General features: G+C 36.4%; 27 protein-coding genes and 3 pseudogenes. 22 read left to right on the plus strand and 8 right to left on the minus strand.

Annotated elements, in window-relative coordinates:
• Nucleotides 1–262 precede the first annotated feature (262 nt).
• Entirely contained in the window at nt 263–835 is a 573-nt protein-coding gene (locus KUH03_RS40685) for an isochorismatase family protein (RefSeq protein WP_257090276.1), read from the minus strand.
• A 330-nt stretch (nt 836–1,165) separates the two neighbouring features.
• Between KUH03_RS40685 and KUH03_RS40690 the strand changes: the two genes are divergently transcribed.
• Nucleotides 1,166–1,498: a hypothetical protein gene (locus KUH03_RS40690; protein ID WP_257090277.1), complete on the plus strand. Its 333-nt coding sequence runs from the start codon at nt 1,166–1,168 to the stop codon at nt 1,496–1,498.
• A gap of 392 nt (nt 1,499–1,890) precedes the next feature.
• Here the strand turns inward: KUH03_RS40690 and KUH03_RS49935 are convergent.
• Nucleotides 1,891–3,061: pseudogene (locus tag KUH03_RS49935) on the minus strand (FAD-dependent oxidoreductase).
• A gap of 52 nt (nt 3,062–3,113) precedes the next feature.
• On the opposite strand from KUH03_RS49935, the gene KUH03_RS40710 reads away from it, so the two are divergent.
• The 14 genes from KUH03_RS40710 (at nt 3,114) to KUH03_RS40775 (ending at nt 15,294) form a co-directional block, all read left to right on the plus strand.
• Nucleotides 3,114–3,386 (plus strand): hypothetical protein, encoded by a 273-nt coding sequence (locus KUH03_RS40710; RefSeq protein WP_257090281.1) that lies wholly within the window; start codon nt 3,114–3,116, stop codon nt 3,384–3,386.
• Nucleotides 3,387–3,612: 226 nt separating this feature from the next.
• The gene (locus KUH03_RS40715) at nt 3,613–4,077 is read left to right on the plus strand and encodes a helix-turn-helix transcriptional regulator (RefSeq protein WP_257090282.1); all 465 of its coding nucleotides are present in this window, start codon (nt 3,613–3,615) and stop codon (nt 4,075–4,077) included.
• 432 nt (nt 4,078–4,509) lie between these two features.
• Complete coding sequence (locus KUH03_RS40720) at nt 4,510–4,881, plus strand: hypothetical protein (protein ID WP_257090283.1); 372 nt, start codon at nt 4,510–4,512, stop codon at nt 4,879–4,881.
• 96 nt (nt 4,882–4,977) lie between these two features.
• The gene (locus tag KUH03_RS40725) at nt 4,978–5,178 is read left to right on the plus strand and encodes a hypothetical protein (RefSeq protein WP_257090284.1); all 201 of its coding nucleotides are present in this window, start codon (nt 4,978–4,980) and stop codon (nt 5,176–5,178) included.
• A 293-nt stretch (nt 5,179–5,471) separates the two neighbouring features.
• On the plus strand, nt 5,472–5,954 hold the full coding sequence (locus tag KUH03_RS40730) for an RNA polymerase sigma factor (protein WP_257090285.1): 483 nt from the start codon (nt 5,472–5,474) through the stop codon (nt 5,952–5,954).
• Nucleotides 5,955–6,174: 220 nt separating this feature from the next.
• Nucleotides 6,175–6,840 (plus strand): FecR family protein, encoded by a 666-nt coding sequence (locus tag KUH03_RS40735; RefSeq protein ID WP_257090286.1) that lies wholly within the window; start codon nt 6,175–6,177, stop codon nt 6,838–6,840.
• A gap of 118 nt (nt 6,841–6,958) precedes the next feature.
• On the plus strand, nt 6,959–8,128 hold the full coding sequence (locus KUH03_RS40740) for a TonB-dependent receptor plug domain-containing protein (RefSeq protein ID WP_257090287.1): 1,170 nt from the start codon (nt 6,959–6,961) through the stop codon (nt 8,126–8,128).
• Nucleotides 8,116–10,386, plus strand: a complete 2,271-nt coding sequence (locus KUH03_RS40745) for a SusC/RagA family TonB-linked outer membrane protein (protein ID WP_257097802.1) — start codon at nt 8,116–8,118, stop codon at nt 10,384–10,386. The genes KUH03_RS40740 and KUH03_RS40745 overlap by 13 nt, the downstream gene beginning before the upstream one ends.
• Nucleotides 10,387–10,499: 113 nt before the next feature.
• Entirely contained in the window at nt 10,500–11,105 is a 606-nt protein-coding gene (locus KUH03_RS40750; RefSeq protein WP_257090288.1) for a RagB/SusD family nutrient uptake outer membrane protein, read from the plus strand.
• A complete protein-coding gene (locus KUH03_RS40755) occupies nt 11,042–11,854 on the plus strand; it encodes a RagB/SusD family nutrient uptake outer membrane protein (RefSeq protein WP_257090289.1) in 813 nt (270 codons plus the stop codon). Before KUH03_RS40750 ends, KUH03_RS40755 begins: the two co-directional genes overlap by 64 nt.
• Before the next feature lie 25 nt (nt 11,855–11,879).
• Entirely contained in the window at nt 11,880–12,797 is a 918-nt protein-coding gene (locus KUH03_RS40760) for a glycerophosphodiester phosphodiesterase family protein (RefSeq protein ID WP_257090290.1), read from the plus strand.
• Nucleotides 12,798–12,929: 132 nt separating this feature from the next.
• Nucleotides 12,930–13,535: an MBL fold metallo-hydrolase gene (locus KUH03_RS40765; protein ID WP_257090291.1), complete on the plus strand. Its 606-nt coding sequence runs from the start codon at nt 12,930–12,932 to the stop codon at nt 13,533–13,535.
• A gap of 16 nt (nt 13,536–13,551) precedes the next feature.
• On the plus strand, nt 13,552–14,037 hold the full coding sequence (locus tag KUH03_RS40770; RefSeq protein WP_257090292.1) for a hypothetical protein: 486 nt from the start codon (nt 13,552–13,554) through the stop codon (nt 14,035–14,037).
• A gap of 639 nt (nt 14,038–14,676) precedes the next feature.
• On the plus strand, nt 14,677–15,294 hold the full coding sequence (locus tag KUH03_RS40775) for a hypothetical protein (protein ID WP_257090293.1): 618 nt from the start codon (nt 14,677–14,679) through the stop codon (nt 15,292–15,294).
• Nucleotides 15,295–15,663: 369 nt separating this feature from the next.
• Here KUH03_RS40775 and KUH03_RS49940 read toward each other — a convergent pair whose 3' ends face one another.
• The 5 genes and pseudogenes from KUH03_RS49940 to KUH03_RS40800 all read right to left on the minus strand — a co-directional run bounded on the left by KUH03_RS49940 (nt 15,664) and on the right by KUH03_RS40800 (nt 17,885).
• Complete coding sequence (locus KUH03_RS49940) at nt 15,664–15,987, minus strand: phosphodiester glycosidase family protein (RefSeq protein WP_373564897.1); 324 nt, start codon at nt 15,985–15,987, stop codon at nt 15,664–15,666.
• Complete coding sequence (locus tag KUH03_RS40785; RefSeq protein WP_257090295.1) at nt 15,966–16,253, minus strand: hypothetical protein; 288 nt, start codon at nt 16,251–16,253, stop codon at nt 15,966–15,968. The genes KUH03_RS49940 and KUH03_RS40785 overlap by 22 nt, the downstream gene beginning before the upstream one ends.
• Nucleotides 16,254–16,686: 433 nt before the next feature.
• Nucleotides 16,687–17,048: pseudogene (locus KUH03_RS40790) on the minus strand (NAD(P)H-dependent oxidoreductase).
• A complete protein-coding gene (locus KUH03_RS40795; protein ID WP_257090296.1) occupies nt 17,030–17,260 on the minus strand; it encodes an NAD(P)H-dependent oxidoreductase in 231 nt (76 codons plus the stop codon). The pseudogene KUH03_RS40790 and the gene KUH03_RS40795 overlap by 19 nt, the downstream one beginning before the upstream one ends.
• Before the next feature lie 76 nt (nt 17,261–17,336).
• Nucleotides 17,337–17,885: a helix-turn-helix domain-containing protein gene (locus KUH03_RS40800; RefSeq protein ID WP_257090297.1), complete on the minus strand. Its 549-nt coding sequence runs from the start codon at nt 17,883–17,885 to the stop codon at nt 17,337–17,339.
• A gap of 435 nt (nt 17,886–18,320) precedes the next feature.
• Here KUH03_RS40800 and KUH03_RS40805 point away from each other — a divergent pair, with 435 nt between their 5' ends.
• Nucleotides 18,321–19,148, plus strand: a complete 828-nt coding sequence (locus KUH03_RS40805) for a hypothetical protein (protein ID WP_257090298.1) — start codon at nt 18,321–18,323, stop codon at nt 19,146–19,148.
• A gap of 89 nt (nt 19,149–19,237) precedes the next feature.
• Here the strand turns inward: KUH03_RS40805 and KUH03_RS40810 are convergent, their stop codons facing one another.
• The gene (locus KUH03_RS40810) at nt 19,238–20,077 is read right to left on the minus strand and encodes an alpha/beta fold hydrolase (protein ID WP_257090300.1); all 840 of its coding nucleotides are present in this window, start codon (nt 20,075–20,077) and stop codon (nt 19,238–19,240) included.
• 318 nt (nt 20,078–20,395) lie between these two features.
• Here KUH03_RS40810 and KUH03_RS49945 point away from each other — a divergent pair.
• From KUH03_RS49945 to KUH03_RS40835, 6 genes and pseudogenes are all read left to right on the plus strand, one after another.
• Nucleotides 20,396–20,605: pseudogene (locus KUH03_RS49945) on the plus strand (hypothetical protein); the annotation flags it as partial.
• 186 nt (nt 20,606–20,791) lie between these two features.
• Entirely contained in the window at nt 20,792–21,232 is a 441-nt protein-coding gene (locus tag KUH03_RS40815; RefSeq protein ID WP_257090301.1) for a hypothetical protein, read from the plus strand.
• 157 nt (nt 21,233–21,389) lie between these two features.
• A complete protein-coding gene (locus KUH03_RS40820) occupies nt 21,390–21,569 on the plus strand; it encodes a hypothetical protein (RefSeq protein ID WP_257090302.1) in 180 nt (59 codons plus the stop codon).
• A 1,303-nt stretch (nt 21,570–22,872) separates the two neighbouring features.
• Nucleotides 22,873–23,043 carry a hypothetical protein gene (locus tag KUH03_RS40825; protein ID WP_257090303.1) on the plus strand — a complete coding sequence of 57 codons (171 nt, stop codon included), beginning with the start codon at nt 22,873–22,875 and terminating at the stop codon, nt 23,041–23,043.
• Nucleotides 23,044–23,520: 477 nt separating this feature from the next.
• Nucleotides 23,521–23,913, plus strand: coding sequence for a hypothetical protein (locus KUH03_RS40830; protein ID WP_257090304.1), 393 nt, complete (start codon nt 23,521–23,523; stop codon nt 23,911–23,913).
• A gap of 250 nt (nt 23,914–24,163) precedes the next feature.
• Nucleotides 24,164–25,102, plus strand: a complete 939-nt coding sequence (locus KUH03_RS40835) for an SPFH domain-containing protein (protein ID WP_257090305.1) — start codon at nt 24,164–24,166, stop codon at nt 25,100–25,102.
• Nucleotide 25,103: the final 1 nt, after the last annotated feature.

The following is a 25,103-nucleotide window of genomic DNA, read 5'->3' on the forward strand; positions in this document are numbered from 1 at the left end:
ATATTGTCCATTCCTTTCATGGTTTATAAGTTTAAAATTCAATACAATAATAATAAATATTTAGCGATAATCATAAAAAAATATTATTTATCAATCATTTGTAATGACTTGAAGGTATCTGCCGATTTCCATGCGGACCTTCCCGAAATAGATTACGCAGGAAAACCACCCGTAATAAAAATAGACTGATATTTTTCTCCGGTTTCTTATTTAATCGTACAAATTATATGTATTTGAATTTTGTAATTAGATTAGTAATGTGTCATTCTGGAGAGTTTGAAACAAAAACGACGTCACACGCTGATGCACATATTTGAATCTCATCGCCAAGGGACCATTCTGCTGCTCTGGCTGCCATTGCCGATGGGACACCTTCGGAACCAGGGCCGGGTGGGACATCATAAGTTGCGTGTGCATCATGTGGGAGCAAAACATCAAAACCATATTCCAGGGCTGCTCTAGCGGTCGCAGCGAGGCACATTTCAGAAAGCAGGCCACATATTACTATTTTTCTAATTTCAAGTTTAGTCAGAGTAGCATAGAGGGATGTTCCTTCAAATCCATTATCTGTCTGTTTCCTAATTACATATTCTTCCGGTAGCGGAGAGAAGAACAAATTCCAACCCCAGGTAAAAGGTGCGTCTATCGCATCCGGAGGGCCGTCATTTTGAAGAAAGATTACAGGACATTTTGCAATTCTTGCTTTATCAAGTAATAGATCGACAGCAGAAATTAATCTGGTATGATCAGGTATTGCCGAGGAACCCGAAACAAAAGCGTTCTGAACATCAATTACAACCAAAGCCTCAGTTTGACTAATATTTTCTTCTTTCATTTGAAAATAGAATATTTAAAGTTTCATAAAATTACAACTTCAATCATATAACTAAGAATCTTAGATATTAATCAAAATATATCTGTTTACCGGTAATCTGATCATGAAATGGAACAGCAAACATATATGTTATAAGACTATATTCAAACCAAAGTTTTATTTACAAAGCGAATATAAATCCCTAAAAGCGAATATTAAATGAAGCAAGTGCTTTTGGACATAATAATTTATATTTAATTATTGAAACCTTATTTTCGAAATGATAATACATTGAAAATTTTAGTTTTTGGTTAACGAATAACAATAGTCAATTTTTAAAAATTAGAGCAAATGAAGAAAATATTCCTGATAGCATTAATAACCTTTTCTCATTTTTTTGTTTTTGGCCAGCAGAAAAAACCGAATAAGAATACTATTCCGCCACCAATAAAAAAGAAGGAATATCCCATGCCCGAGGCGAAGAGAATAGAAGATATTGTTATGGAACAGACGAAGAGATGTTTTATTTATAAGATCGAAGAAAGGAAAGATTCGTTACTGTACGTAAGCAGCAATTTATTGGAGTATGGCTGGGCGGGAGATAATGCCCGAATGGTAATTAGCTCTTATAATTATGATCCGATAAAAAGAAAGAAGCAGAACAGAAAGGGTATGTTCTGCTAGAAGAAAAGAATATTCAATTTATCAATGGATCATATAAGACAGAAAAGGATGTTTTGATTTTTACACCTGAAAAAGAAGATAGATTTGAAAAAGAACATTCAAGTTGGTGTATAAACCTAAAACAAACAAAGTTGACTATCTCAAAGACGAGAAAAATAATAAATATATAGCTGGTGGCTGCCAAGAACCCATTATAGGTCAATAATTAAACCCATTATTCCTAATGAGGTATTGAATGATTTAATAGTGGATTATTGTCTAGTCTTTAAAACCTATCGTATGTATTTTTCAAAATAAAATGAAGACAGAAAGAGCTATATAGAAATTATCTTTAATTACAGGAGCGGAACCAAAAGTAATTAAATATAGTGGTAACACAGGTGATAGTATTCTTATTGAATTAACTGTTTAAAAGAAAAGTTAGGCTGGCGCATTTCAATTTCGTTTCTGCTTGAGGCCTGTTGTGCTTCCCGCGCGTAGACGAACATTTCTTTTTCATAGGCCTTAAGGGCGGCCTCAAGTGATGTGAAAGATTGATCACTGAGTTTTTCAGATAAAATCAATGCATCTAACAACCCCGTATTGACGCCCTTTCCTGCAAACGGAGGCATTAAATGTGCTGCATCACCAATAAGTGTTAGGGGAGAGGACGATCATTCTTCCAAGGAGTGTCCAAGGAGAATTTTCTTGTCGGAAGATAGCTAAAAGATAATGTTGAAAGAAACAGTTCTTTAAATTGGTTATCCCAGTCATAAAGTCTATCCAAAAGGAAAGTATGTACGAAGTTTGGATTCTGGAATTCTTCTTCCTTATGATTGTTCCATCCAGCGGGCTTTTTGAAAATGATACCATAGCTCAACAATCCATTATTGTTTGGATTGACCACTAGTAAGTTTCCTTTATGGGCAACCATTAGCCTATGCCCATCACAGCGTTGATAAAATTTCGGGACATAATGTTCGGGATCAGAAATATCTCCCTGGATGATTATGGTTCCAGTATCTTCAACTTGTGCGTCAGTAAGATATGATCTCACTGTTGACATCCCACCATTGGCCCCGATTACAAGATCCGCTGTTGCCTGTAAGCCTGTTTCAAAATGTAGTAGCCATTGTCCGTCTGTAGCTTCAAGTCTTGTACATTTGCTATCCCAAACGACAGTATTAACAGTCAAACTCTCTAATAGCATTTTCCGGAAAACATTTCTGTTGATTTCAGGATTGTCGTATTGATTTTCAGGAGTAGAATGTTTTGTGAAAAGTGAAGCCCCTTTTTCATCAGCCATAATAATTCCCATAGGTAATGCCAAAGAATAATAATTCTCCAGCAGTCCTGCCTTTTTCAATGCTTCTTGACCTGAGCCTTTATGCAGATCAAGCGTACCCCTTGAATTCTAGCTTGGGGATCTTTATCTCTTTCATAAACGGCGACATCTGCACCATTTTGTTGTAATAATCTAGCCAATGTAAGACCGGCAGGCCCAGCACCAATGATCGCTATTTTTTTATTTTTGAATACCATAATTTTTGTATTGTTTAAGATCGATACAAAATTGGCTGTCATTTTAGGAATAAAATAATTACATTAGACTCAAAAATAGCTATAAAAGACTTTTATGAAAAAAGATGATCAGACAATTCCCCTTGTTCTTCAAAAGCTGGCTTATTTCCTTGGAACTGAAATTAAAAGAAGAAAATTAGAGATCCCCAACGAATATGGAAACGGATACTGCATTGGGTTTGTTTTTAATGCACACATGAGGATGTTGATCAGTGACTACGAGTTGAATGAGGATGTTGTGATTGATAATCTAGAGCGTGATGATGCAAAAAGGTTATATTTTTTAAGTTCCAAAACATTTTTCCCAGACTTGGATCATTATCTATAGGAACAAATCCCAAAGAAATACCTACCGTTTTGATTGCAACCAGTCGTATTAATACAGATGAGATAATTTCCATCCATTCCAATACGTCAACTATTAATATCGAAATAGAGGCCAGCTATCTGAGTAAATTATTTAGCATATCAGCGCAGTCTCCGGTTTTAGAAAGCCTCCTCGAGAATACACAACCTTATCTTTTGAACAGATCATTTCGCCTTCTTTGCAGAAAGTGGTCGATGAGATTGTATCGGAAACTGTTGACGAAACGTTCGAACTATTCTTTCGAAGAATCAAAGCGGAGGAAATGATCTGCAGGCTATTGATGGAACTGGAAAAGCGGGATGAGAAACGTATGTATGCTTTGAGCAACCACGATATCACAATCCTGTATAGAATAAAAGACCAAATCCTTGACGACCTCGAAACGCCTCCTATTATTGGAGAGCTCGCACTTGAAGCGGCCATGAGCCCTACTAAACTAAAGCGACTATTTAGGCAGATTTTCGGCGACAGTATATTTAGTTATTATCAGAAGTTCAGAATAAAAAGAGCCGCTCTTCTCCTGCAAGAAAAAAAGTATTCCGTTTCAGAGGTTGGTTATAAACTCGGTTTTACCAACCTCAGCCATTTCTCAAAAGTATTCAAAAAGCATTTCGGTATCAACCCAAAACAATATACGATGATTAATGTCTGATCCTGCAGTGTAAACATGAAATTATGGTGATATTGTGGTAAGTGTAATGGGATAGTCTAATTTCAGTAAGGTATAAGAAGTTGCAGCCAATATACAGTTTTGAGAGACCATTTTTCAGCGGAGGATCACAGAACGAAAGAATTTTTAAGCGAATATAAATCCATTAAACACGAATAATAAATGACATAAGTATATTCATATCTGAAATGTATATTTAATTAGTGAATTGTCAATTTCAAAGGATATAATATAAAAAAATGGATGTAGATATTGAAAAGCAAAATCAGAAATGCGTCCGATACTGATTGTAATAATCGAAAAAATTGACCATGTACAAGTAAGAATTAAAAGACCGCAAAAAGCCCCCGTGTTGGAACAGATTTTGCTCAATTATACAAACAAAATGATACCATTTTTTATGAACCTATGCGCATGGCAAAACCGATAAATAGACATAATATGCCCATTGTAGCGATTTCTCGAGGGTATATTGCCACAATTTCTGGCTGTACCATATTTATGGTGTTGCTTCTCTTTACCACTACGTGTTTCGCAACCTCGAGGAGGTATCTGCAAGATACCGTTCGAAGTGGTTCGGAACTGCAGGTCTTTGATACCATCGTGACGAAACGCGTCTATCAAGATGCATATGGAAAAAACACATTGCACGTAAAAGTTACGAATCCCTGCAATGCTGATTCGTCTAGATTTGATGGAGTACTCACCCAGATCGAAGCGCGTGTGAAAAACAAAAAGGTTCTACATCGGTGGTCTACACATATCCCTATTCTCAAATGTCGTTAATCTACTTCGTAAAGGAAGAAATACATATTCAGAACCTTGGTGGGCGAAAGGCGGCTATCATTCTTTTTATTACTGTGGGGATATGAGAGTTATGATATGAAAGTATCCTATATTGTCATTTATGGAAACAAGGACTATATCTTCCATCTAGACTATTATTGTGGAGAAGGAAAGGACTGTAAACCTGTCCAAAGCTTAAAAGTTACGCTGAGTGTTCTTCCAAAAGATATTCGGACCTATTTGACCGGATACTTGACAAAAAAACATAAGTCCAGAGCCAGCTTCCACCAGGAATAAACTCTAAATATTACTATACGAATGTGACAGATATTTCTTGTCAATTTTTATGGTGGATATTATGTTTTAAATATAAGTTCGTGTTAAGAAATTATGAAATCTGCTACTTTGCTCATATAATGGTGATAGGCTTTGTATTTTTGTCTGGTGAACTTATTGGAACAACTTAATATTCAATTTTGGATTGTAGGCTTCTTACTAATTTTGTAGATTTATCTATAAAAGGTAAAAGACCTTATCCAATTATGAGTTAGCTTTTAGACATCATTTGTCTGATTTGAATAAAAATCGTTATGAAGAAGGAGTACTTCAAAGACCTATTTAATAGATACCATAAGAAAGTATTTTTATTCGTTCAATACTATATTGAATCCCAAGATGATGCTGCAGATGTAGTACAGGAAGTTTTTATTCATCTGTGGCGTTATGTTCATAAGCTATATGGCGTATCCAATCCAGAAGCAATAATTTTTAAAACCTCCAAGCAGGAAATTGCCAATTTTTATAGAAAACAAAAGGTTCAATTTACTTCCCTTGATAGCGCATACGAGCTGACAGAAATCGAAGAGAGGTTTGACGAATCTGCCTATCAGATTAAAGTAGACAAACTGAATTTATTATTGTCAGCTCTACCAGAACGTCGAAAAATAATGGTACTTGATAGTGTTGTGGATGAGTTAAGTTACAGTGAGATTGCTCATAAATTCAAAATATCCAAAACAGCCGTTGCTAAGCAGATCAACAAAGCCATGACTTTTCTTCGGGCTAATTTTTAATTTTTTTTTTTAAATAGGGGTGTACGATATAGGGGTATAGACGTAATAGTTTATAGATACCATCTATACGATATGGCAAAAGGAAAAAAGATCCGAAAGAAATCTGGGATGCAATTTCGGAGGACCCCTCCGTGAAACAGGAGACATCTCAATCCTTATGGGAAAACATTGATCAACGTATCCAGAAAAAGGAACGGGCTAAAAAAAAAAGAGGAAAAGTATGCTACTTATTCTTCCCGTATTGCTGTTAGGAGCGTGGTTTATATTCCAACCCAAAAATGTGGAAGAACAGTACACTTTTGTGACAATGAACAATCGTGACACTGTATACCTTAAAGATGGTAGCCATATCATCATGGAACCCTTTAGTGAGCTGACTATATCTACCGAATTTGGGAGTAGCATACGAAAAGTAGCTTTCAGAGGGAAGGGATATTTTGATATCGCTAAGGACAAAAATAAACCTTTTCAGATTGATGCAATGGATTTTGATGTTGAAGTGCTGGGTACAAAGTTTGATCTTATTCAAACGGATACCGACCATCGGGTGCAATTATTTGAGGGAAAAGTTAAGATTAATAAAGACGGGAATACAACCTATTTAATGCCCGAAGAGGCCTGGTGTTTTAAAGCGGGATCGACACAAAAGCATTATATGCTACCATCCGCTAAAAGAACTTTTAAGTTTGACCACACTGAGCTAGCTATCGTATTACAACAACTGGAAGAATCTTACCAGATGAAAATAGCTTATCCAGATAGCCTAAAGGACAAAGTTGTGAGTGGTGCTTTCAGCGGTAATTTTGAGGATATCCTACAGATTATATCTTTCCCATTAGACCTAAAACCGACGCGAATTAATGAACAACAATATAGGTTAAAATAAAAAACACCGGTAACAGCCATTACCGGTGAATAAATCAATTCAAATAACTAGAATCAATTTTCAAATCATTTCAAATTTATGAAAAAAACAGTTTTATAGCCTCTGCTATACTTTTTCATTGTTTTGGTCCGCATTTCCTGAATCGACAAATGCGGCCCCTTACACTTTTGGTCAGCAGGCCAAGCTAAAATCACTGTCTTTACGCTCCGCGATCAACAACTTAGGCAAGCAGTTTGGTTACCAAGTCTACTATGTAGAAAGTGACCTGCAGGGACTATATGTGGAGGAAACAGTCCTTCAGTTTAAAACGATGAACGAATCCATAGATTTCTTCAAAAGGAATTTCCCGCTGGATTTCCTTGTTAAGGATAAGGTTCTTACGGTAAAACGTTTGATGAAGACAGCTAAACAACAACAGATCCTAGTTGGTGTTATCCGTGATCAAGACAACAAACCTGTTAGCGGTGTTACGATAGAATTTCTAAATAGCAGCGTTAAAACATTATCTCAAGCAGATGGGAGTTATCGACTAGCCGTGCCCAATGTGCCAGAAAAAGTTTTGATGGTTTCTCATGTGGGCTATGATACGTTCCGTACAACAATAGAGAGCCAAGATCAGCTTGACATTAAATTAAATACCAAAAATAGATTGTTGGATGAAATCGTGGTGATTGGGTATGGCGAGCAATCTCGGGCGAAAATCGTAGGTGCTGTCAGTAAGATTGACGCCAAAAGCCTAGAGAAGACTGCGGCGGCCAGTTTTGAGCAACAATTGGCAGGGAAGGTTTCTGGTGTTGTGATTAATCAGGCCGATGGCCAACCGGGAGCGAGCGCTCAAATTGTCATTCGGGGACGAGGTACATTGACTGCTGGGGCAAGTCCTTTGATTGTAGTTGATGGTTTCCCGCTATCCGAAGGAAATACATTAAACTCGATCAATCCTTCGGATATAGCAAGTATCAATATTCTAAAAGATGCTGCATCCGCAGCAATTTACGGTTCACGCGCTGCCAATGGTGTTATCCTGGTTACAACCAAGGAGGGAAAGATGGGAGCCGAAAAGACCAAAGTAGGCTTTGATGCCTATTACGGTTTCCAGCAGCAGACATCAGGCGTAAAACTTGTGGACGGTTATCAGTTGGCTCAATTCCTGTCTGAAGCTCGAGATTGGGGCTATGTATCCAAAGACCCAAGGAATCGTAGCGCTTCTGACCCAAATTCGGTACGTGTTACGAAAAAATCAATGGCAAGAATATTGATGGGAGAGAGCTTTCGCTGGATTATCTAAGACCTTATCTTGACGGTCAGCAAGGTTTAACAAATACAGACTGGATGGATTTAGCGTTTCGAACAGCACCAATGTCCAGCTACAATGTTAATATTAGCGGCGGCGGAGCACAGTCAAAGTTCTACACCTCACTCGGGTATTTTAACCAAAAAGGAGTCGTCATTGGGTCTGATATGCAACGCTATTCTGCTGCCGTTAATTTGGAAACCAAAATATCAAGTAAACTTGATTTCGGGATTCATCTCAAACCAAGTTATACTCACCAAAATGCACGAGATCAATCTAGCAGAAGCGATGGCGCTTTGGGATTAATACCACTGTCTTTCCCATTTTATAGTCCTTACAAGGCAGATGGCAGTTTGAATATCAGTAACCAATTGGTACAAGAGCAACGTATTCTGGAAGGGGTAGCGATTAATGGTACACCCGTGGAGAATTTGCTAGCGACGTCAACATTGGTCAAAAACCTCAACCAGCGGTTCAAAACATTTGGTAATATCTTTCTCAATTATGAGATTATTAAAGGGTTAAAATACCGTTTTAGCCTAGGTGGTGATTACGATTCCTATTTAGCCGACTTCTATTATCCTTTAAGTGTTGGGGCATACCGGATTCCTGCGCCCAGACCGGACGCAGATGGAACACAAACTCGGATATCAACTTATAATTATCTCGTAGAGAATACCTTGAATTATGACTTCCGGATTCAAAAGCACTCATTTAACGTGTTGATAGGTCATACTTTTCAGAAAGAACGGATCAATTTAAATAAAACTACGGGGACAGGATATGCGGATGACAATATCCAGAACATTGCGGGGGCGAGTGCAACAAGATCAGTTCCTAAGATTGATATGTGGACATTAGAATCCTTTCTTTCCCGTATTCAATATGATTATGATGCGAAGTATCTCGTCTCGCTAGCGCTACGCCGTGATGGTTCCTCTCGATTCGGTGAAAACAACCGATGGGGAAACTTTCCATCAGCATCCGTTGGATGGGTTATGAGCAAAGAGAATTTCTTTCCTGAAAATAATTTTCTAAATTTTGCCAAATTAGCTTTAAGTTGGGGAAAGACAGGAAATAACCAAATTGGCAACTATAGTTCTTACGCGCTGGTTACCAATGTGAATGACTATACTAAATATAACTATGATTATCTCAATGGATCAACGGTTGCACCAGGGTATATTACGAGTACATCTTCCAATCCCAACCTTGGTTGGGAAATTGCCAATGCACAAAATATAGGCTTGGATCTAGGGTTTTTAAAAAATAGGTTAAATCTCTCACTGGCTTATTACAAAACGAATACCAAAGGATTATTGCTCAAAGTACCTGTCCCGGCTCAATCAGGTTATAGTGAGGCGCTTGCAAATGTTGGTGAAATGGAGAACCAAGGTTTTGAAGCTCAATTATCCGGTAATAATTTTATGATTGGTAAGGTCGCTATTGGTTTTAATGCCAATGCTACGCGTAATAGCAACAAAGTGTTGGCGTTAGGGCCGGGGCAAAACAAGATAGCCACTGGTGTCGATCAAAATTTCGTGACTAAAGTAGGTGGTTCTATTGCGGAGATCTACGCCTATACCGTTGATGGTGTATATAAAACCCAGGCAGAGATAGATAATTCGCCACATCTCGACGGAACGCTGACAGGGGATTATCGCGTAATCGATGTCAACAACGATGGTAAGATCAATGAGGAGGATAAAACCTCAAAAGGTTCATATGCACCAAAGTGGACTTATGGTTTTGGCTCAGATATCACATATAAGCGATTTAACTTTAGTTTTGATTTCGCCGGTATTTATGGACGGACATTGCTGGACGGTGATATGTCTTCACTGACTGAATCCGGCGAGGGCTTCGCTGTTCCCTCGCAGTACTATTTTGAAAACAGATATCATCCCGAAAACAATCCCGGAGGGTTTCTGGGACAGCCTAATTTTGGTAACTTTTCCAATAGCCGAAAGCTGGTGCGCAGTTCTGTTGTTGTGCAACGCAATAATGGCGACTACTTTCGGTTACGAAATGTGCGCCTCGCCTATACCTTCGATTCAAGCTCTTTGAAAAAGATAAAGTTAAGTGATCTGCAGCTTTATGTTTCAGGTACAAATTTATTTACAAAAACCAAGTTTAGGGGCTGGAATCCTGATGGTACCACCATGGGAAATATTCTAACATCAGGATACAATACAGGAGGAAACTATCCAATTGCTAGAACAATAACTTTTGGACTCAAAGCAACTTATTAAAGATAACCATGGCAACATCGTTTAGACGAAATGTCAATAGAGAAATTAATTATACGAACGGAGTTTATTGAGATGAAAAAATAATCTACATATTTTTGATTGGTTCGGCTACTATGCTGAGCTGTACAAAGGAACTTAAGATCTATCCTGAAACAGAGAAGGTTGCGCAACGGTTTTACCGAAATGAAAAGGAAATCGAAGAAGCGATAAATGCAACCTACGGTTCTTTACAGTTTAAAGGAATCTATAACTTGGGCATGCTGGCCATTGGTGAAATCCCCGGTGAGGACGCTTATGATGAAACGCCTGCCAATGATAATGGCGAGTATGGCATGTTGGACAATTTTACCAATATACCACAAAGCGGCCTCATCGAGGCAGTTTGGAGAGATCACTATATGGCTATTCAGAATGCAAATATTGTACTCAACAGAATTAAGGACATTTCGTTCAACAAAGAAGAATTGAAATCAAATAGGATCGGTGAAATGAAGTTTATCCGCGCCTTGCTTTATTTTAATTTGGTACGCTGTTTTGGGGATGTGCCACTTGTGGTTGATGAGATTAAAGATCCACAGGAGCTATTTGGTCAGGGCCGTACAAAAAGGCAAAGGTTTACGACCAGATCAAAACAGATCTTAAAGAGGCCATTGCTTTGCTGCCAACACGTACAGAGTCCAATAAAGGCCGCGCGACAAAATCGGCTGCGCAAACACTAATGGGGAAAATCGAACTAACCTTAGGTAATTTCCAAAATGCCAAAACCTTTTTGGATGAAGTGATTAGTCCTACCTCAGGGCAAGGGTTGCTTGATGATATCACACAGGTCTTTCCAGTGGCCAATGAATTAAATAAGGAAATTATTTTTGCTGTTCAGTTTGCTTCAGGTGTTAATTCCAACAGCGAAGGGACTGACGCTTATCGGATGTTTAATCCGACTGGACGTGTGGAAGGAAAGATGACTGGAACCAAAGGTCATGGTGTGCTAAGTAGCAAGTTCTATGGTCTATTTACAGATCAGGACAAACGTAAAGGAAGCTATGTCAAAAGCTTAGTTTCAGGTTTAGGCTATAGCAATAAAATTGCCGTTCCGGTGACTGTCGTTGAAGATGCCGGCAGTGATTTTGTTGTCTTGCGTTATGCGGACGTATTGCTGATGCTTGCTGAAATTGAAAATGAATTGGGCAGTACCACATCAGCTTTGAAATACCTTGATCAAATCCGGATGCGCGCAGGTATAGGCCCTTATAAAGGAGCTTTGACAAAACAAGATATTTTTGAGGAAATTGATATGCAGCGTCGCAAAGAACTCGTTTTTGAAGGCCATCGCTGGTTTGATATTATCCGTCGGGGACGTGCTGCGCTGCTTTTGGGCTTGACAGACAACAATAAGTTGTTGCTTCCTATTCCTGCAAGCCAGACCGCGACTGATCAGAGTATCTCACAAAATCCAGGTTATACTAAATAATTGGAAAATTGAAGCTTTTAAATCCATGAAGATAAATATCAGGCTGTTTTATTTCTATATGCTGCTACTTTTTGTACAGCAGTTACCAGCACAAGAGAGGGCTGCCAGCACTACGAACATCGAGCGGACAACAGCGCAACTGCGGAATTCACCCAGCGAAAAAGTTTGGGTCATTGCCCATCGCGGCGATTGGCGCAATGCGCCCGAAAACTCCGTTCAGGCAATCAAAAACTGTATTTCAATGGGCGTGGATATGGTCGAGATCGATGTACAACTGACTAAAGACGGAAAAGCAGTATTAATGCACGACTCCACTATTGACCGTACAACTACCGGAAAAGGAAGGGTCGGAGACTGGACGTTGGACAGTCTAAAGAACCTATTTCTCAAAGACGGGCTCGGTATAGCTACGTCACATCGTATCCCAACCTTAGAAGAAGCATTGTTAACCTGCAAGGGGCACATTCTTGTTAATATTGACAAGGGTTTTGAGTTGTTCCCTATCTGTTATGCGATTGCTAAATCTACAGGAACGCTGGATCAGATCGTGCTTAAAGCCAATAAATCGTATGAGGAAATCAAAGAAAAACTGGGTAAAGGCTTTGAAGAGGTAAGTTTCATGCCAATTATTAATATGAACAGTTCCAATGCGAAGGTTTTATTGGATAACCATCTTCGAAATTATAAACCCATTGCGGTAGAATTCACGATAAACAAGGGCCAGGAGGACATATTGAAAAGATTTCAAGAATTACGGCAACAGGGGATCAATATCTGGGTTAATTCACTCTGGCCCAAGCAGAATGTTGGGCATGATGACGAAAGAGCTGTAACTGACCCATCCATTTATGATTGGTTTCTGGAGAATCATGTTAACATGATTCAAACCGACCGTCCGGCGCTTTTGATAAAGTATTTAAAGAGCAAAAAGCAGAACCCATGAAGATGATTAGAAAACTAGGAATGTTAGTGCTATTCTTCGCATTAGAAGCACCATTCCTGTTGGCACAGCTATCCCCGGTCAAGCATGGAACTTCAGTACAGCAGAAATTTCCGTTTTGGAAAAAAAGGGTACATGGATATACATCACATTAATACAGGAGAGGGAAATTGTACCTTTATTATGATGCCTGATGGGACACGTATCTTATTGGATGCGGGAACAGTGGATAAAAAGGGTTTTGAGAAAAATAATGCGCCATTGAAAGCGATCGGTCCCCGCTACGCATCGACTGGTACCATTCAGGATGCGCTGATTGAGTATATAGAGTGGGCCACTGGGAGCCAGCGAAGTCCACTAGTGTTGGATTATGCTATTATCAGTCATTTCCATAGTGACCATTATGGTGCCGTAATGGATCTGCTGCCGAGACTGGATGTTAAAACTATCATTGACCGTAGTTATCCAAATTACGACTTTCCTTTGGATCTAAGAGTTAAATTGAAGGATGATAAGTTATTTCAGCGATATCTCCAATTGGTTGATAGTCGTTTGTATACCATTCAATCTTTGCAAGTTGGACGTCAAGATCAGATCGTGTTGACAAAAGATCCTAAAGCTTTTCCAATGGTACATATTCTGAATATCAAAAATAATGCGCAGGTATGGAATCCACAAAGTAATGAAAGGACTGAACTTTTTCAGCTAAAGATATGCTCGACTTCTACAAAGGGGGTATAATGAAAATCCTTTGAGTATGGCTTTAAAGTTCCGTTATGGTAAGTTTGACTACTATGCTGGTGCTGACAATACCGGTTTGCACGACGACTCAGTACCATCTTGGTTTGATGTAGAAACTTCTATTGCCAAAGCCGTCGGACGCGTCGATGCGATGGTATTGGATCATCATGGAAATCGCGATGCCAACAACGCAAACCTTATAGCGACACTGGATCCGAAAATTGCCATTCAACAAGTTTATAGTTCAGATCAGCCCGGACAAGAGGTTTACTATAGGCTGCGGAATTTGGGGAAGGGAAAAGATAGGTTGTTATTCTCAACCAATATGCATGATGAAACTTTGGTTACTTATGGTCCATGGTTCCAAAAGGGATATCAGTCATTTCGTGGACACGTTATTCTTCGCGTATTTGAAGATGGCCAAAGTTACAAAGTATATATATTGGACGAATTCAACCGTAACGTTAAATGGGAAAGCGGACTTCTAACTGCTGATGACTAGAGAACCTTGCCGATTGTATCAGAACCATCGGTACAATTTAGGTAACCATTAAGAATTTATTGATAATTAGGCCACTTTGGACAATCTCAAAGTGGCCTTTCTTTTGTTGGTGGTATTTCGGAGGTTGAAAATAGTAAAAAAAAGAAATATCGATAATTACAAGAATAGATTTACGAATATTAAATTGTAGCAGACGAATATTAGTATTTGCACTAATTTGAGAAACCAGTTATTGATATTTGTGTTGTATGTATGGGGTACCGTCGAAGTCATTCTTCTTTCGAAGAATATTACCATTTCATGGTTCCTTTCTATAATAGCTATATATGTATAAAATTAATATCATTTATTTTATTACTTTATTTTCCCTTTTTCCAACTACAGTAATGCTCAGATAGAAAATAAGGCAATAGACACAGGAGTATGTTCGATCGATAAGGGATCATTGTTCTTTAACAGAAATAACACTGACCGTATAACTTTACCATTTGGATATTCAGATATTTCGAAACAAGGGAGCATTGACGTCATTCTGTCTACCATACAGAATGAAAATAAATTGAAAGAACTCCATGCATTAAACTTTGAAAAAGTAATCAAAAAGATCTGATATTACTTCCCGAAGAATATGATATTTTTTTGCCATTTAGTGAGAATGTAAATGAGCAATATGATAGGCTTAAAATTGCATCTAATTTTCTGAGTTATGGAGTGCATTCATTGTACTTTGTGGCTGTATATAATACCGTCCGTTATGCCGAACCGTTTATTGAAAAAGTGTACTTAATTTCAACGAAGGACAGTAAGCTTATTGATATGAAAAGAATATATCTTCATCATGAGGGGGAAATGGGATTTGCACACTATAGCTTATTTAACATCACTGAAAATTATATAATTTCCATACAAGATTATGAATTTGGCGAAGACCCTTTAATATTAAGACCTTTACGTAAATATCAGATTCTTCCCTCTGGAAAATTTTCTAGATACTATGATAATGATGGCTTCTACAAAAGTGATGAGGAGCAAGGAATGGTGAAAAGCCATAAGAAAGAAGGGAAATGGATAGAGTTTAAATCAAATGGTCATATTGATTTACAACGGTATTCAGAATTCACGGATCCTTATACTTACTTGGAAGCGGAGTATAAAGATGGTTCTCCTGTTGGAACATGGAATTTTTATAAATTACTGCAAAAATACAATGACGAAACAGGAGGACCTATATTAAATACCAGGAAAAAGGACGGTTAATTTATACCGAAATATATAGCGATGGAATATTAGAAAACGGGACTTTCGGTTCTAAGAAGCCAATTTAACAGATTGGTCTTACATTTAGGCTTCATTACCCGCTCTTAGAGTATCTATTTAGGCCACGCCTTTTATTCCCTCAACCAACTTCAATCTTAAAATTCCATTCGGCCAAAGATTTAATTGAGCACATCATTACTGAAATGACAACATTCGAATAAAAAGGAAATTATCCAAAACTACCTCGTAGCTGCAGTTATACCAATCATGACTCCAAAGTCCCCATCATTTTGTACCCAGTTTTTCTCAGGAAGATAGGCTCTGGAAACAAAACCATCTAGGTATAATGCATTTTTGCATCCTGATTCCTTAAAAATCGTGCAAGATTATAAAACTGATATCTTCTTTGGACAGGACAAAGAGGAGATCCCCATTTCCCAAAATGCCCACACCGTTCCTTATATTCAGATTTTTAGAATCTTTTTGAAAAATGGGATTTATTTCTCCATTCATGAGTAGCATCGGTCCAGATTGAGTAGCATATCTGATTTCCCTGCTCTGTCTGAATTTTTGAGTTTCAACAATTACTGCCTGATTATTTTTCGTCAGGTAGAATATTCCATTTGGAGGAAGGTAGAAGTTGCCGTTGCCTTTTAGCGTATCAATTGATTTTAGCAGTTTAAAATTTTCGATATAAAGACCTTTCGGGAATTGTCGGGCTCAAACATTCCACCATTCATGGCAAACAATAATGTTTCATTCCTAGCTTCAACTTCTTTCTTCAGCCGAGCAATACTTCTTAGAATGGTATGATCATTATTTTTCCAATACAATCTTACATTTCCTTTATTAGGACTTACCTGATAAATTACAAACTGATCTTCATCTTTTATTTTTTCTTTACAGGATAACATGAAGAGGAGCATGAGGAAGAGGATAAAATTGGTTGTAATTTTCATGGGCTTTGCTCTGAACATTCTATTGACCGAATTAAGATACGAAAGATTGTAACAAAATATTACCAAAAATAGTACTTTCTATAAAGGCTTTATGGAAAAGGATTTACTGTTTTTATCAAAAGAATCTATTAAATATCAAAACTTTTAAAACAGATTTACATATTGATAAAGTTCCACTCATTGAAGTATAGGTAGTTGCATTCATTAGTGCTAATGTTCTAGACTGTGAAGTAAAAGAATGAAAGACAGGGTTTTAATATCCTGCCTTTTTAAGTCTTTATTAATAGCATTCCTTATGATCAATAACCACAGATGTTTTGTATAAATCGAAATAGTTCCATCCCACTAATACTATCGTAACGACATAATATAATTGAGTGAGCTAGATGACTTTCCTTATACTATGAGCTCTAACAATTAGAAAGCTGAGTGTTCATTGTAGTATATACATCTGTGATTTTAGAAAGCCATATTTCAATAACCTCAGGGGTGGCACGATCGGCTTTATCAAAAAGAAATGCGCTGTGACCTGAAATCCACAATAGGTGTAGATACCTTTATCGGATGTCAGCAGTAATGCCTTATCCATACCGATAGTGCTATACTCTTCATTAGATTTTCCATGCGTATTGAGAACTATCGCTTGTTTTCCAGTTAATAGTCCTTTTTGTATACCCTGATCATAACGATAGGCAAACCATAACTAAATACCCTGTCAATGTATCCTTTCATAATCGCAGGCATACCGGTCCACCAGATTGGGTAGATAAAGGTGACTATATCCGCCCACTTAATATATTCCTGCTCTTTTTAATAAGTTCATTGACAATGCCTTTTCGCTGTGCTGTCATATCTTCCAACGACAGCACAGGATCAAATCCGAGCGTGTAAAGATCTCTGACGATTACATCTTGTTTTTGCTGTACTAGATTTTTTTCAATAGCTTGTTTAAACTGACCATTCAAACTTTCCTGATTTGGATGGGCATAAATAATGAGATGTTTCATAGCGTTACTATATTTGATTGAACAGTACAAATTTAAAATAGGGCAAATCAGGAAAATTGTATGAAAACGAAAATAGCTATTTGCTGGTAGCTTGACAGATATCCTGCTCGAACTTTAGGTAGTTCCTAGGCGAAAGATTAATAAAATGTTTAAAGTCGTGAATAAGCTGGCTTTGATCATAATAGCCGCATTTATTGATAATTTCAAACCAGTTTACCTTTTCTTTGGAAAAATCTATCTGTTGAATCAATTCAATCGCTTTAAAGAAACGATGATAACGGATGATCTCCTTGGCGCTGAAACCAAAGTGCTTTTTATGAATCAATTGAATGTTTCTTTCACTTTGCCGCGCTTTTTCTGCAATAAACTTGATTGGATTTATTGTATCCGATTTGAAATTAGCTAATAGATTAGAAGTTACATTTTGAAGGTTGAGATAGGGCCGGCAGAAATTGAGAATATGTGCCACCTTTTCCTGTACACCATCTATACTATTCAATTGTGCCCATAGACTAGTAAAACAATTTTCTTCCATTGCTTCATCGGGATGAATAGGCAAATGATTAGATAAAAATGCTTTGCCAAAAAAACGATAGAATGAATCATCTTTGAAATTGAGAACCAATATGCTGGAGTTTGGGGGATACCATATCCAAATGCGGACTTAATTGGTCCCAAAACAATACATTTTCCAACCTTGATTTTCGTGTTTTGCTTGAAATCAAAAATGCAGACGCACCGAAATTAAAAACCATGATGGTTTGGAAAGATGGCAAAAGGGTTTTGGTTATTGTTATTTCGGTCCTATTTTCCGCAAAATAAAAATGAGAGAATACTGTTTCAAACTCTTGTGGAGAGGGAATTCTGTAATCATAATATGTTCGTTTACTGGATTTCATTTTTATAGGTTACAATTTAGGAAAAAACATTCATAAGCTAGATATAAGATCATTTCTATCTTACAGTCTTTCACATTTACAATACTAAAACATAGCTTTTTATAGCGAGTAACTGTTTCTTTTTCATACTTTTGACTTATAGAAATTAATAGTTCAAGTTTATGAAATCAACAACTACAATAATAGCATATGCTTTTGTACTCATGTTGTTGATTTCTTGTACAAGAAATCAGTCTAAAAGTATTTCAAACGATGAAGATATCAATTTAGCTAAAATTGATTCTAAAGTGATCGATGGTCGAATACCTAAGCCTAAGTCTATCAGGAAACAAGGTGTGCAAAAATATATTGATACATTGCATATTCCGTCAAAATATGTCGTAACAATTCCCTTAGAAATTAATGAAAGAAAGATAGACATTCGATTGCTACTCGCTAAGTCTGAAGATTTGTTAAGAGGAAAAAATTATACCATTGCTGAAATAGAAGAGGGGACAAGTAACTTTTTACCGAAGTCTGCTTATCGATGTATTGAAGGAACTATTGAACTTCAGCATTGGCAAACTATAAATAACGGTTCATATTATTATACCTATGGTTATTATAAGGATAAAGAATTTAGAGAAAATGAGTTCGTAAGTAGAAAAAGAATGACTTTTCGTAATAGAGATTATAATTTTATAACAATAATAGATATGGATAATGATGGATATGAAGACCTTCTTATTCTGGATCTCGCAAGCTCAATGAGAGACAATGATATGTACCAATTTTACAAGTGGTCTGAAAAAGAAAGTAAATTTATATTCGTGCCAGATTTTTTTGATAAAGCGGCTTTCTATGGATGGGACAAAACAGGGAAATATTTAATAACGGGTGTAAGTTACAGTAGAGAAAGAAAACTCTATAAAAACAAAATCGTTCGGGGCAAACTGAAGACCATTGATCAATGTATAGAATATGCTGTATCAGATAAATTTTGTTGGTAAATCAATATTTATCTGGGATTGATGTTGGAATGTATGGAGAAGGTAAAATTAAGATTGAAATGCCTTTTGCAAAGTGGGCGTCAAAGATATTATAGATGCTTACTGAATAACCATTTTTGAAGTTCATCCGTCAATAAATAGGGAATCACAATATTATTATGTTGTAGATTTTTAAATGTTGTAAATACAAGCTTGGAATTGCCATTCAATTTTTTGTATAATACCTTGCTTCCGATGTACGGATTATCGATGTCTTTTTCCCCATGAATTAACCAAATATCCTTATGTCTTAAGTGATCAAGATTAGATAAGTCAGGGACAGCTGCTATTGAGACCATCGCAGCGAATTTTTCAGGGGCTAAGCTCAATAAATTTTGAGCCGTCGAAGCGCCCATAGAATAACCGATTAAGTAAATTCGACCCAAATCAATATTCGGGTAGTCTTGCTCGATTTTTTTAATTAGAGCCAGAATTTGCACAGCATCATTTGATGGAAATGATGTCAAAATTCCCTCCGCATCTTGAACATAAGTGGACGAGCGTTGTGTAAACTGAGGTGCTAAAACAAAACAACTGAATTTGTTAAAAATATCATCTCTAATCCATGTTCGTGCTAAATGTTCCAATTGATTTTCGTTATCATTACCTATTCTTGATGAATTATGAAATGTGATTACGAGCGGATATTTTTTTGATAGGTCAAAGCCCTTAGGCAGAAGAAACCGATAAGGTATATTAACATTCCCATTTGTAAATACCTTTTTTTCAAACCCATTTACGGAAAGATTGTTTAATATATTTCTTGTCTGCGAAAATCGTGCACTATCAATAGAAGTTTGGTTGATTATATGTGTTTGTGCCTGAGAAAAATTACAAATAATTATACAGACAATAGAGGTGATTTGGAGCTTAATTCTGTTGGTATGCATTGGGTTTTATAGTTCAATTGAGTAAAATTACATTTTTTCTTCGTACATTTTGATTAAAATATCTGATCTAGGGCTGCTGTTTTTTGGAATAAAATCATGATTAAATGTTATATACACTTTGATCGTAACAATTGCCCCTGTTATTAATCAATAATTTTTTGGATTCGTTTCTTATTAATAGGGAAGAGTTAGTTAAAAGACTATCATATGTAAGTGCTGGAAGAAAACGATATTTCTATTTTTGATAAGTAAATGCGGATTTAGTTTAATCAATGTAGCCGAATATAAGCGAGTTGTCGAAGCCAAGCGGAAGGGAAACCGACAGATAATCCGTATATTGAATCAATTACTGGAAGCTTTTACGATGAATGTCCGAACGTAAGCAGATTCCATTCTCTGGATGTTCTTTACAGAAATTTGTTGAAATGGCTCGGTAATGATATCCATCCAACTTTGAGCGAAGAGGAACTCTTTGCATTTATAGAAAAGGAGTTTTTAAATAGAAAATTGAGTTTAATCATTGAATAGATCTGAAAATAGAATAAGCATGCAAAAACTGTTTAAACTACTGTTGATAACAGTATTTTTTTCTTAGGCTGCGACAGCAAAACGGAAAAGAAAACTACAAAAATACCGCTAATAACAAAAAGTATTGGAGATGATGGCGCTATTATAGAAAAAGGCAAAGAAATTTTCAATTATGATCTAGACTTATTGGCACAGCTTCCTCTAAGAAATCTTCCGATAATAGACAGTACTACTTTCGACAATGTTGAAAAATCTGGAGTATATGATACAGGTTTTCTGAAGCGTATAAAGTTTGATCCTGGATGTAAGGATGCAACAAACTTCAGGTTAAAATATAAAATACCTTTCTCTGAAAATTTTACTTCCATTGTGGTTAGCTATCAGTGCGGTGAACACGAGCTCCTCACAACATTGATTACAGTAAATAAAAAACACAAAATCATCGATAGACTTCAAATTGCTTATGACGAAATAGCAGAATCTGCATTTGGTAAAAGGAGCCAAGTTGAAAAAGATAAAATAGTCATAACGAGCTCAAACTGGATGAATGAAGAGCCCATTTTTGAAACAGAAACATATGCTTTACTAAACAATGGCAAGTTTAAAAAATGTAACTGCAATATATGAATATGATAATAGTAGAATTTTACTAGAAAGCATACAAGGATGATTTAGACGTTTTTAAAAGATGATAAAATTGGAACAATATTACCCTGGGGATGAAGAATGAGCAGCATTTTCCACGTTGTATAGGTCTATGCCTCAGCTAGCGGTATTAACGGAATTGAAAAATAGATTTCTTGATGAGTCTTTAGTCTATGTTATAGTAGGAATAATTGGGGATACGGCCTTAGCATGGGTTGAAAGAAAAATAACCGCTTTGGATAATCTCCGTCCAGTAGATTGTGTTGGAAATACTAGGCTGGAAAGAAGATTAAAAACAATGTTGATGAGAATGGGCTAGTAGCATTAGGTATTTGAATACATCCTGACAAAAGTACAATTGACAACTGTAACATTAGTTAATTAGCGTGCTTTTCCATGGAAAGACTATCTTAACAATCGTCCAGTTGACAAGCAACAAGAAGAAAAGATCTTATCACATAAGCTTTTGAGAAGATGATACTCATGTGATTTGAATCAATTGGCTTCGCTACTCTGCATTCCAATTTATTTCATTCATATAGCAATCCAATATTCTGTAAACTTTTATAGTATCATCTTCTGATATATATATTTTTGCATCTTGCAAAGAGTCAAATTCTACATACATATCGTAGTCATCTTTCGAAAATAATTGAAACTCAATTGTGTAAGTGCCTTTTTCTATTCGAAGGGCGTCTGTCTTTTTTATTAGCAGCGATAAGTAATTGCGTATTAGCTTCCAGTAGTTCAAAATTACCTTCTAATACAGAAGAATACCTTTTTAGTAATTGTACCTTTTTATGTTTTCATTTTCAAGCTCGAGATTATCAATGTAATAGTTGTTTATTTTTGCCCAAATTGGGGTAGATACAATTGCTTCAAACCAAATATCAATCATTATATCATCTTTATGAGCCTCATAATGCATTTCATAAGTAATTTGGCGTTCTTCAAAATCCGAGAAACCATATTTTTTTGCAAGAAGGAAAAAATAAGTTTGATGCTTTCAATAATATCTGTGTAAAAATTAGTTTCTTCCATGGGTTTATATTTGTTACTAAACTAGGATATAATCACAATATATTTTTAGATTTCTTTCAGGACTTATGATTAGCAATATGCGAACGGGTAATAGGAGAAAAATAGCAAATTATCAGATTCTAAGCAATTTTATTGCTGATCTAATAATGTGGAAATTGAAGTACGATAGGAACAACCATTTACAGAGATTTATGGACAGTTTTAAGTTGTTCGATTTTCAGTTATATTTATATCATGTCAATAATAAGTTAAAAGGGCCTGCAAGCTGTAAACAAAAAATAAACTTTACATATTTAAATCCTTTATCCTTATTTTTAATTCAATATATTATTTACAGCTATGAATAAGCATATAATTTTTGGAATATGGAACTTAATTTCTATTGCAATACTAATTGCATTTGCCTCATGTAATAGTTCTAATGAAGACAAAGCTGACCGTCTTAATAATGATGGAAAACCGAGGAAGCAATCAAACATTATCAACTTGCCATCGAAGAGGGTAGTGTAGAAGCAATCAGCAAACTAGCATTATTGTACAGTAATACCCACCAGCCCGAAAAAGCTAAAAAATACTACATATTGGCATCGGAGAAGGGGGATAAAAAAGCAACAGAAACCCTTGCTAACTTCAGCCTAAGAGATGGATCTTACAATGATGTGATAACCTATCTTAAACCAATGGTGGAAGCCGGGGACACTACACAGGTTTACGCGCTAGGAAGTGCCTATGTAAAATTGAAAAAAATATGACGAGGCAGTCCAAGTGTTGCTAAAAAAATAAGGACAATGTCTATGTTAAGGCTATATTGGGTGAAGCTTATTATGAGCTTGGCGATCTAAAAACGCCGAAAAATATTGGAAATCTGCCGTATACAACCATAAATCAGGAGGAATTAACTCGTACAACAAACTCTTAGAACTCTACCGCCAACAGGGTAGAGAGGCCGATTATAAAGAGCTTGAAGGGGCGTACTGATTAAACACAAACAACACTTGGCGCATCGGGAAAATTTAATGAAAAGAACATGCATTTACGGGATATAAGGGTAACTCGAAAAGCAGGCCAAAACCAAACAAGATGAATAGAATTAATAAAAATTTTTACCCTTACCTTATATTCTTTTTAATTGTAGTCCCAATGACTGCATTCTCTCAAAAGGTTAAAAATAAAAACAATTATACTTATCAGGTTAGAGAAGAAAAGGGGACTTAAATCACGATGGTAAAATGGATAAAATAACTGTGAAAATGGATACTGTTGATGAAACAAGGCCGTTGAGATTACAAGTTTTCATGTCTCAGCCTAATGGAAAGCTAACTTTGGCGGTATCGTCCGATAAAATCATCGAACCGCAATTTCCTACTGAAAATCATGGCAAATTTAATGGCTTTCAAATTCCGAATTTCTTTATAGAAAAAGGAGTTTTAAAAATGTGGAGTGAAATTAAGGGAGGAAACATTACTTACCACTTCAAATATAACAAGGGCAATTTTGAATTGATTTATGTTGATAAGCTCACAAGCGACACAACTAAGGGCTATGTTGACGAAAACACCATATTCACGGAAACAAAATTTAACCTGATTACGGGGTTCGAACCGAATCCGATGAAAAATTAGGTTCAGCCGAAGCACCGAAAGTAAGAAAAAAAAGAGTTTTAATACGACCTTTACCCAAAATACAGGATTTTAAATTTTCTGATAAAAACCGATATTAATTATTGTCGAGTGAATATTGCATTCGGAGATCATTGTACAGTCAATCTGAACAAAATTGAAAAAAGTAACAAAGATAAAATAAAAGGAATTGCTGCTAGAATGACAATATAAAGACGTAAATTCGTGTATTACCAATAATAAATTTAAGGATATGATATATTTAGGAATTCTAATCTTTTTCGGACTTATTACCCTATTTGCTTCCTTTTATACTGTAAAACAAGAATCTGCAGCTGTGGTAGAAAGGTTAGGTAAATTTTTAAAAGTAAGCCATGCCGGTTTGCATTTAAAAATTCCGTTTTTTGATCAAATCTCCAAACGTCTGAATCTTAGAATAAAGCAATTGGATGTCATCATCGACACCAAAACATTGGATAATGTTTTTATAAAGATGAAAGTTTCTGTTCAGTATCAGGTGATTAGAGAGAATGTAAGAGATGCTTATTATCGTCTGGAAAATCCTGAAAATCAGATTACGTCTTATGTTTTTGATGTTGTGCGTGCTGAGGTTCCAAAAACAAAATTAGATGATGTTTTTGTAAGAAAAGATGATATTGCCATTGCCGTAAAAAGTGAATTGCAGGAAGCGATGCAAAGTTATGGTTACGATATTATCAAAGCTTTAGTGACAGATATCGATCCTGATGAACAGGTAAAACATGCTATGAACAGAATCAACGCTGCCGAACGTGAAAAAACTGCTGCAGAATATGAATCCGAAGCCCAAAGAATCCGAATTGTTGCTGTTGCAAAAGCTGAAGCAGAATCTAAAAAGCTTCAAGGACAAGGGATCGCAGACCAGAGAAGAGAGATTGCAAGAGGATTAGAAGAATCTGTGAAAATGCTCAATGCGGCTAATATCAACGCTCAGGAAGCTTCAGCTTTAATCGTGGTTACTCAACATTACGACACGCTGAATGCTATTGGAGCCAATAGTAGGAGCAATTTGGTTTTACTTCCGAACTCGCCGACGGCTGCAAGCTCCATGCTAAATGATTTGGTTGTCTCCATGGCAGCAACACAAAAAATAGATGAATACAATAAAGATCAATCACCTGAACTTCCCAAAAATAGAGGTCATCAGGAATAGA

The organism is Sphingobacterium sp. E70 (assembly GCF_019285695.1).
GTDB classification, from domain to species: Bacteria; Bacteroidota; Bacteroidia; order Sphingobacteriales; family Sphingobacteriaceae; genus Sphingobacterium; species Sphingobacterium detergens.

Bases quoted from the DNA above. Each gene is read 5' to 3' on its own strand.
- KUH03_RS40830 (WP_257090304.1), top strand. From the start codon at position 23,521: ATGGATAAAATAACTGTGAAAATGGATACTGTTGATGAAACAAGGCCG.
- KUH03_RS40735 (WP_257090286.1), top strand. From the start codon at position 6,175: ATGCTACTTATTCTTCCCGTATTGCTGTTAGGAGCGTGGTTTATATTC.
- KUH03_RS40765 (WP_257090291.1), top strand. From the start codon at position 12,930: ATGGATATACATCACATTAATACAGGAGAGGGAAATTGTACCTTTATT.
- KUH03_RS40785 (WP_257090295.1), bottom strand. From the start codon at position 16,253: ATGAAAATTACAACCAATTTTATCCTCTTCCTCATGCTCCTCTTCATG.
- KUH03_RS40710 (WP_257090281.1), top strand. From the start codon at position 3,114: ATGAAAAAAGATGATCAGACAATTCCCCTTGTTCTTCAAAAGCTGGCT.
- KUH03_RS40720 (WP_257090283.1), top strand. From the start codon at position 4,510: ATGGCAAAACCGATAAATAGACATAATATGCCCATTGTAGCGATTTCT.
- KUH03_RS40770 (WP_257090292.1), top strand. From the start codon at position 13,552: ATGGCTTTAAAGTTCCGTTATGGTAAGTTTGACTACTATGCTGGTGCT.
- KUH03_RS40795 (WP_257090296.1), bottom strand. From the start codon at position 17,260: ATGAAACATCTCATTATTTATGCCCATCCAAATCAGGAAAGTTTGAAT.
- KUH03_RS40690 (WP_257090277.1), top strand. From the start codon at position 1,166: ATGAAGAAAATATTCCTGATAGCATTAATAACCTTTTCTCATTTTTTT.
- KUH03_RS40725 (WP_257090284.1), top strand. From the start codon at position 4,978: ATGAAAGTATCCTATATTGTCATTTATGGAAACAAGGACTATATCTTC.
- KUH03_RS40685 (WP_257090276.1), bottom strand. From the start codon at position 835: ATGAAAGAAGAAAATATTAGTCAAACTGAGGCTTTGGTTGTAATTGAT.
- KUH03_RS40805 (WP_257090298.1), top strand. From the start codon at position 18,321: ATGAAATCAACAACTACAATAATAGCATATGCTTTTGTACTCATGTTG.
- KUH03_RS40810 (WP_257090300.1), bottom strand. From the start codon at position 20,077: ATGCATACCAACAGAATTAAGCTCCAAATCACCTCTATTGTCTGTATA.
- KUH03_RS40760 (WP_257090290.1), top strand. From the start codon at position 11,880: ATGAAGATAAATATCAGGCTGTTTTATTTCTATATGCTGCTACTTTTT.
- KUH03_RS40835 (WP_257090305.1), top strand. From the start codon at position 24,164: ATGATATATTTAGGAATTCTAATCTTTTTCGGACTTATTACCCTATTT.
- KUH03_RS40730 (WP_257090285.1), top strand. From the start codon at position 5,472: ATGAAGAAGGAGTACTTCAAAGACCTATTTAATAGATACCATAAGAAA.
- KUH03_RS40750 (WP_257090288.1), top strand. From the start codon at position 10,500: ATGCTGAGCTGTACAAAGGAACTTAAGATCTATCCTGAAACAGAGAAG.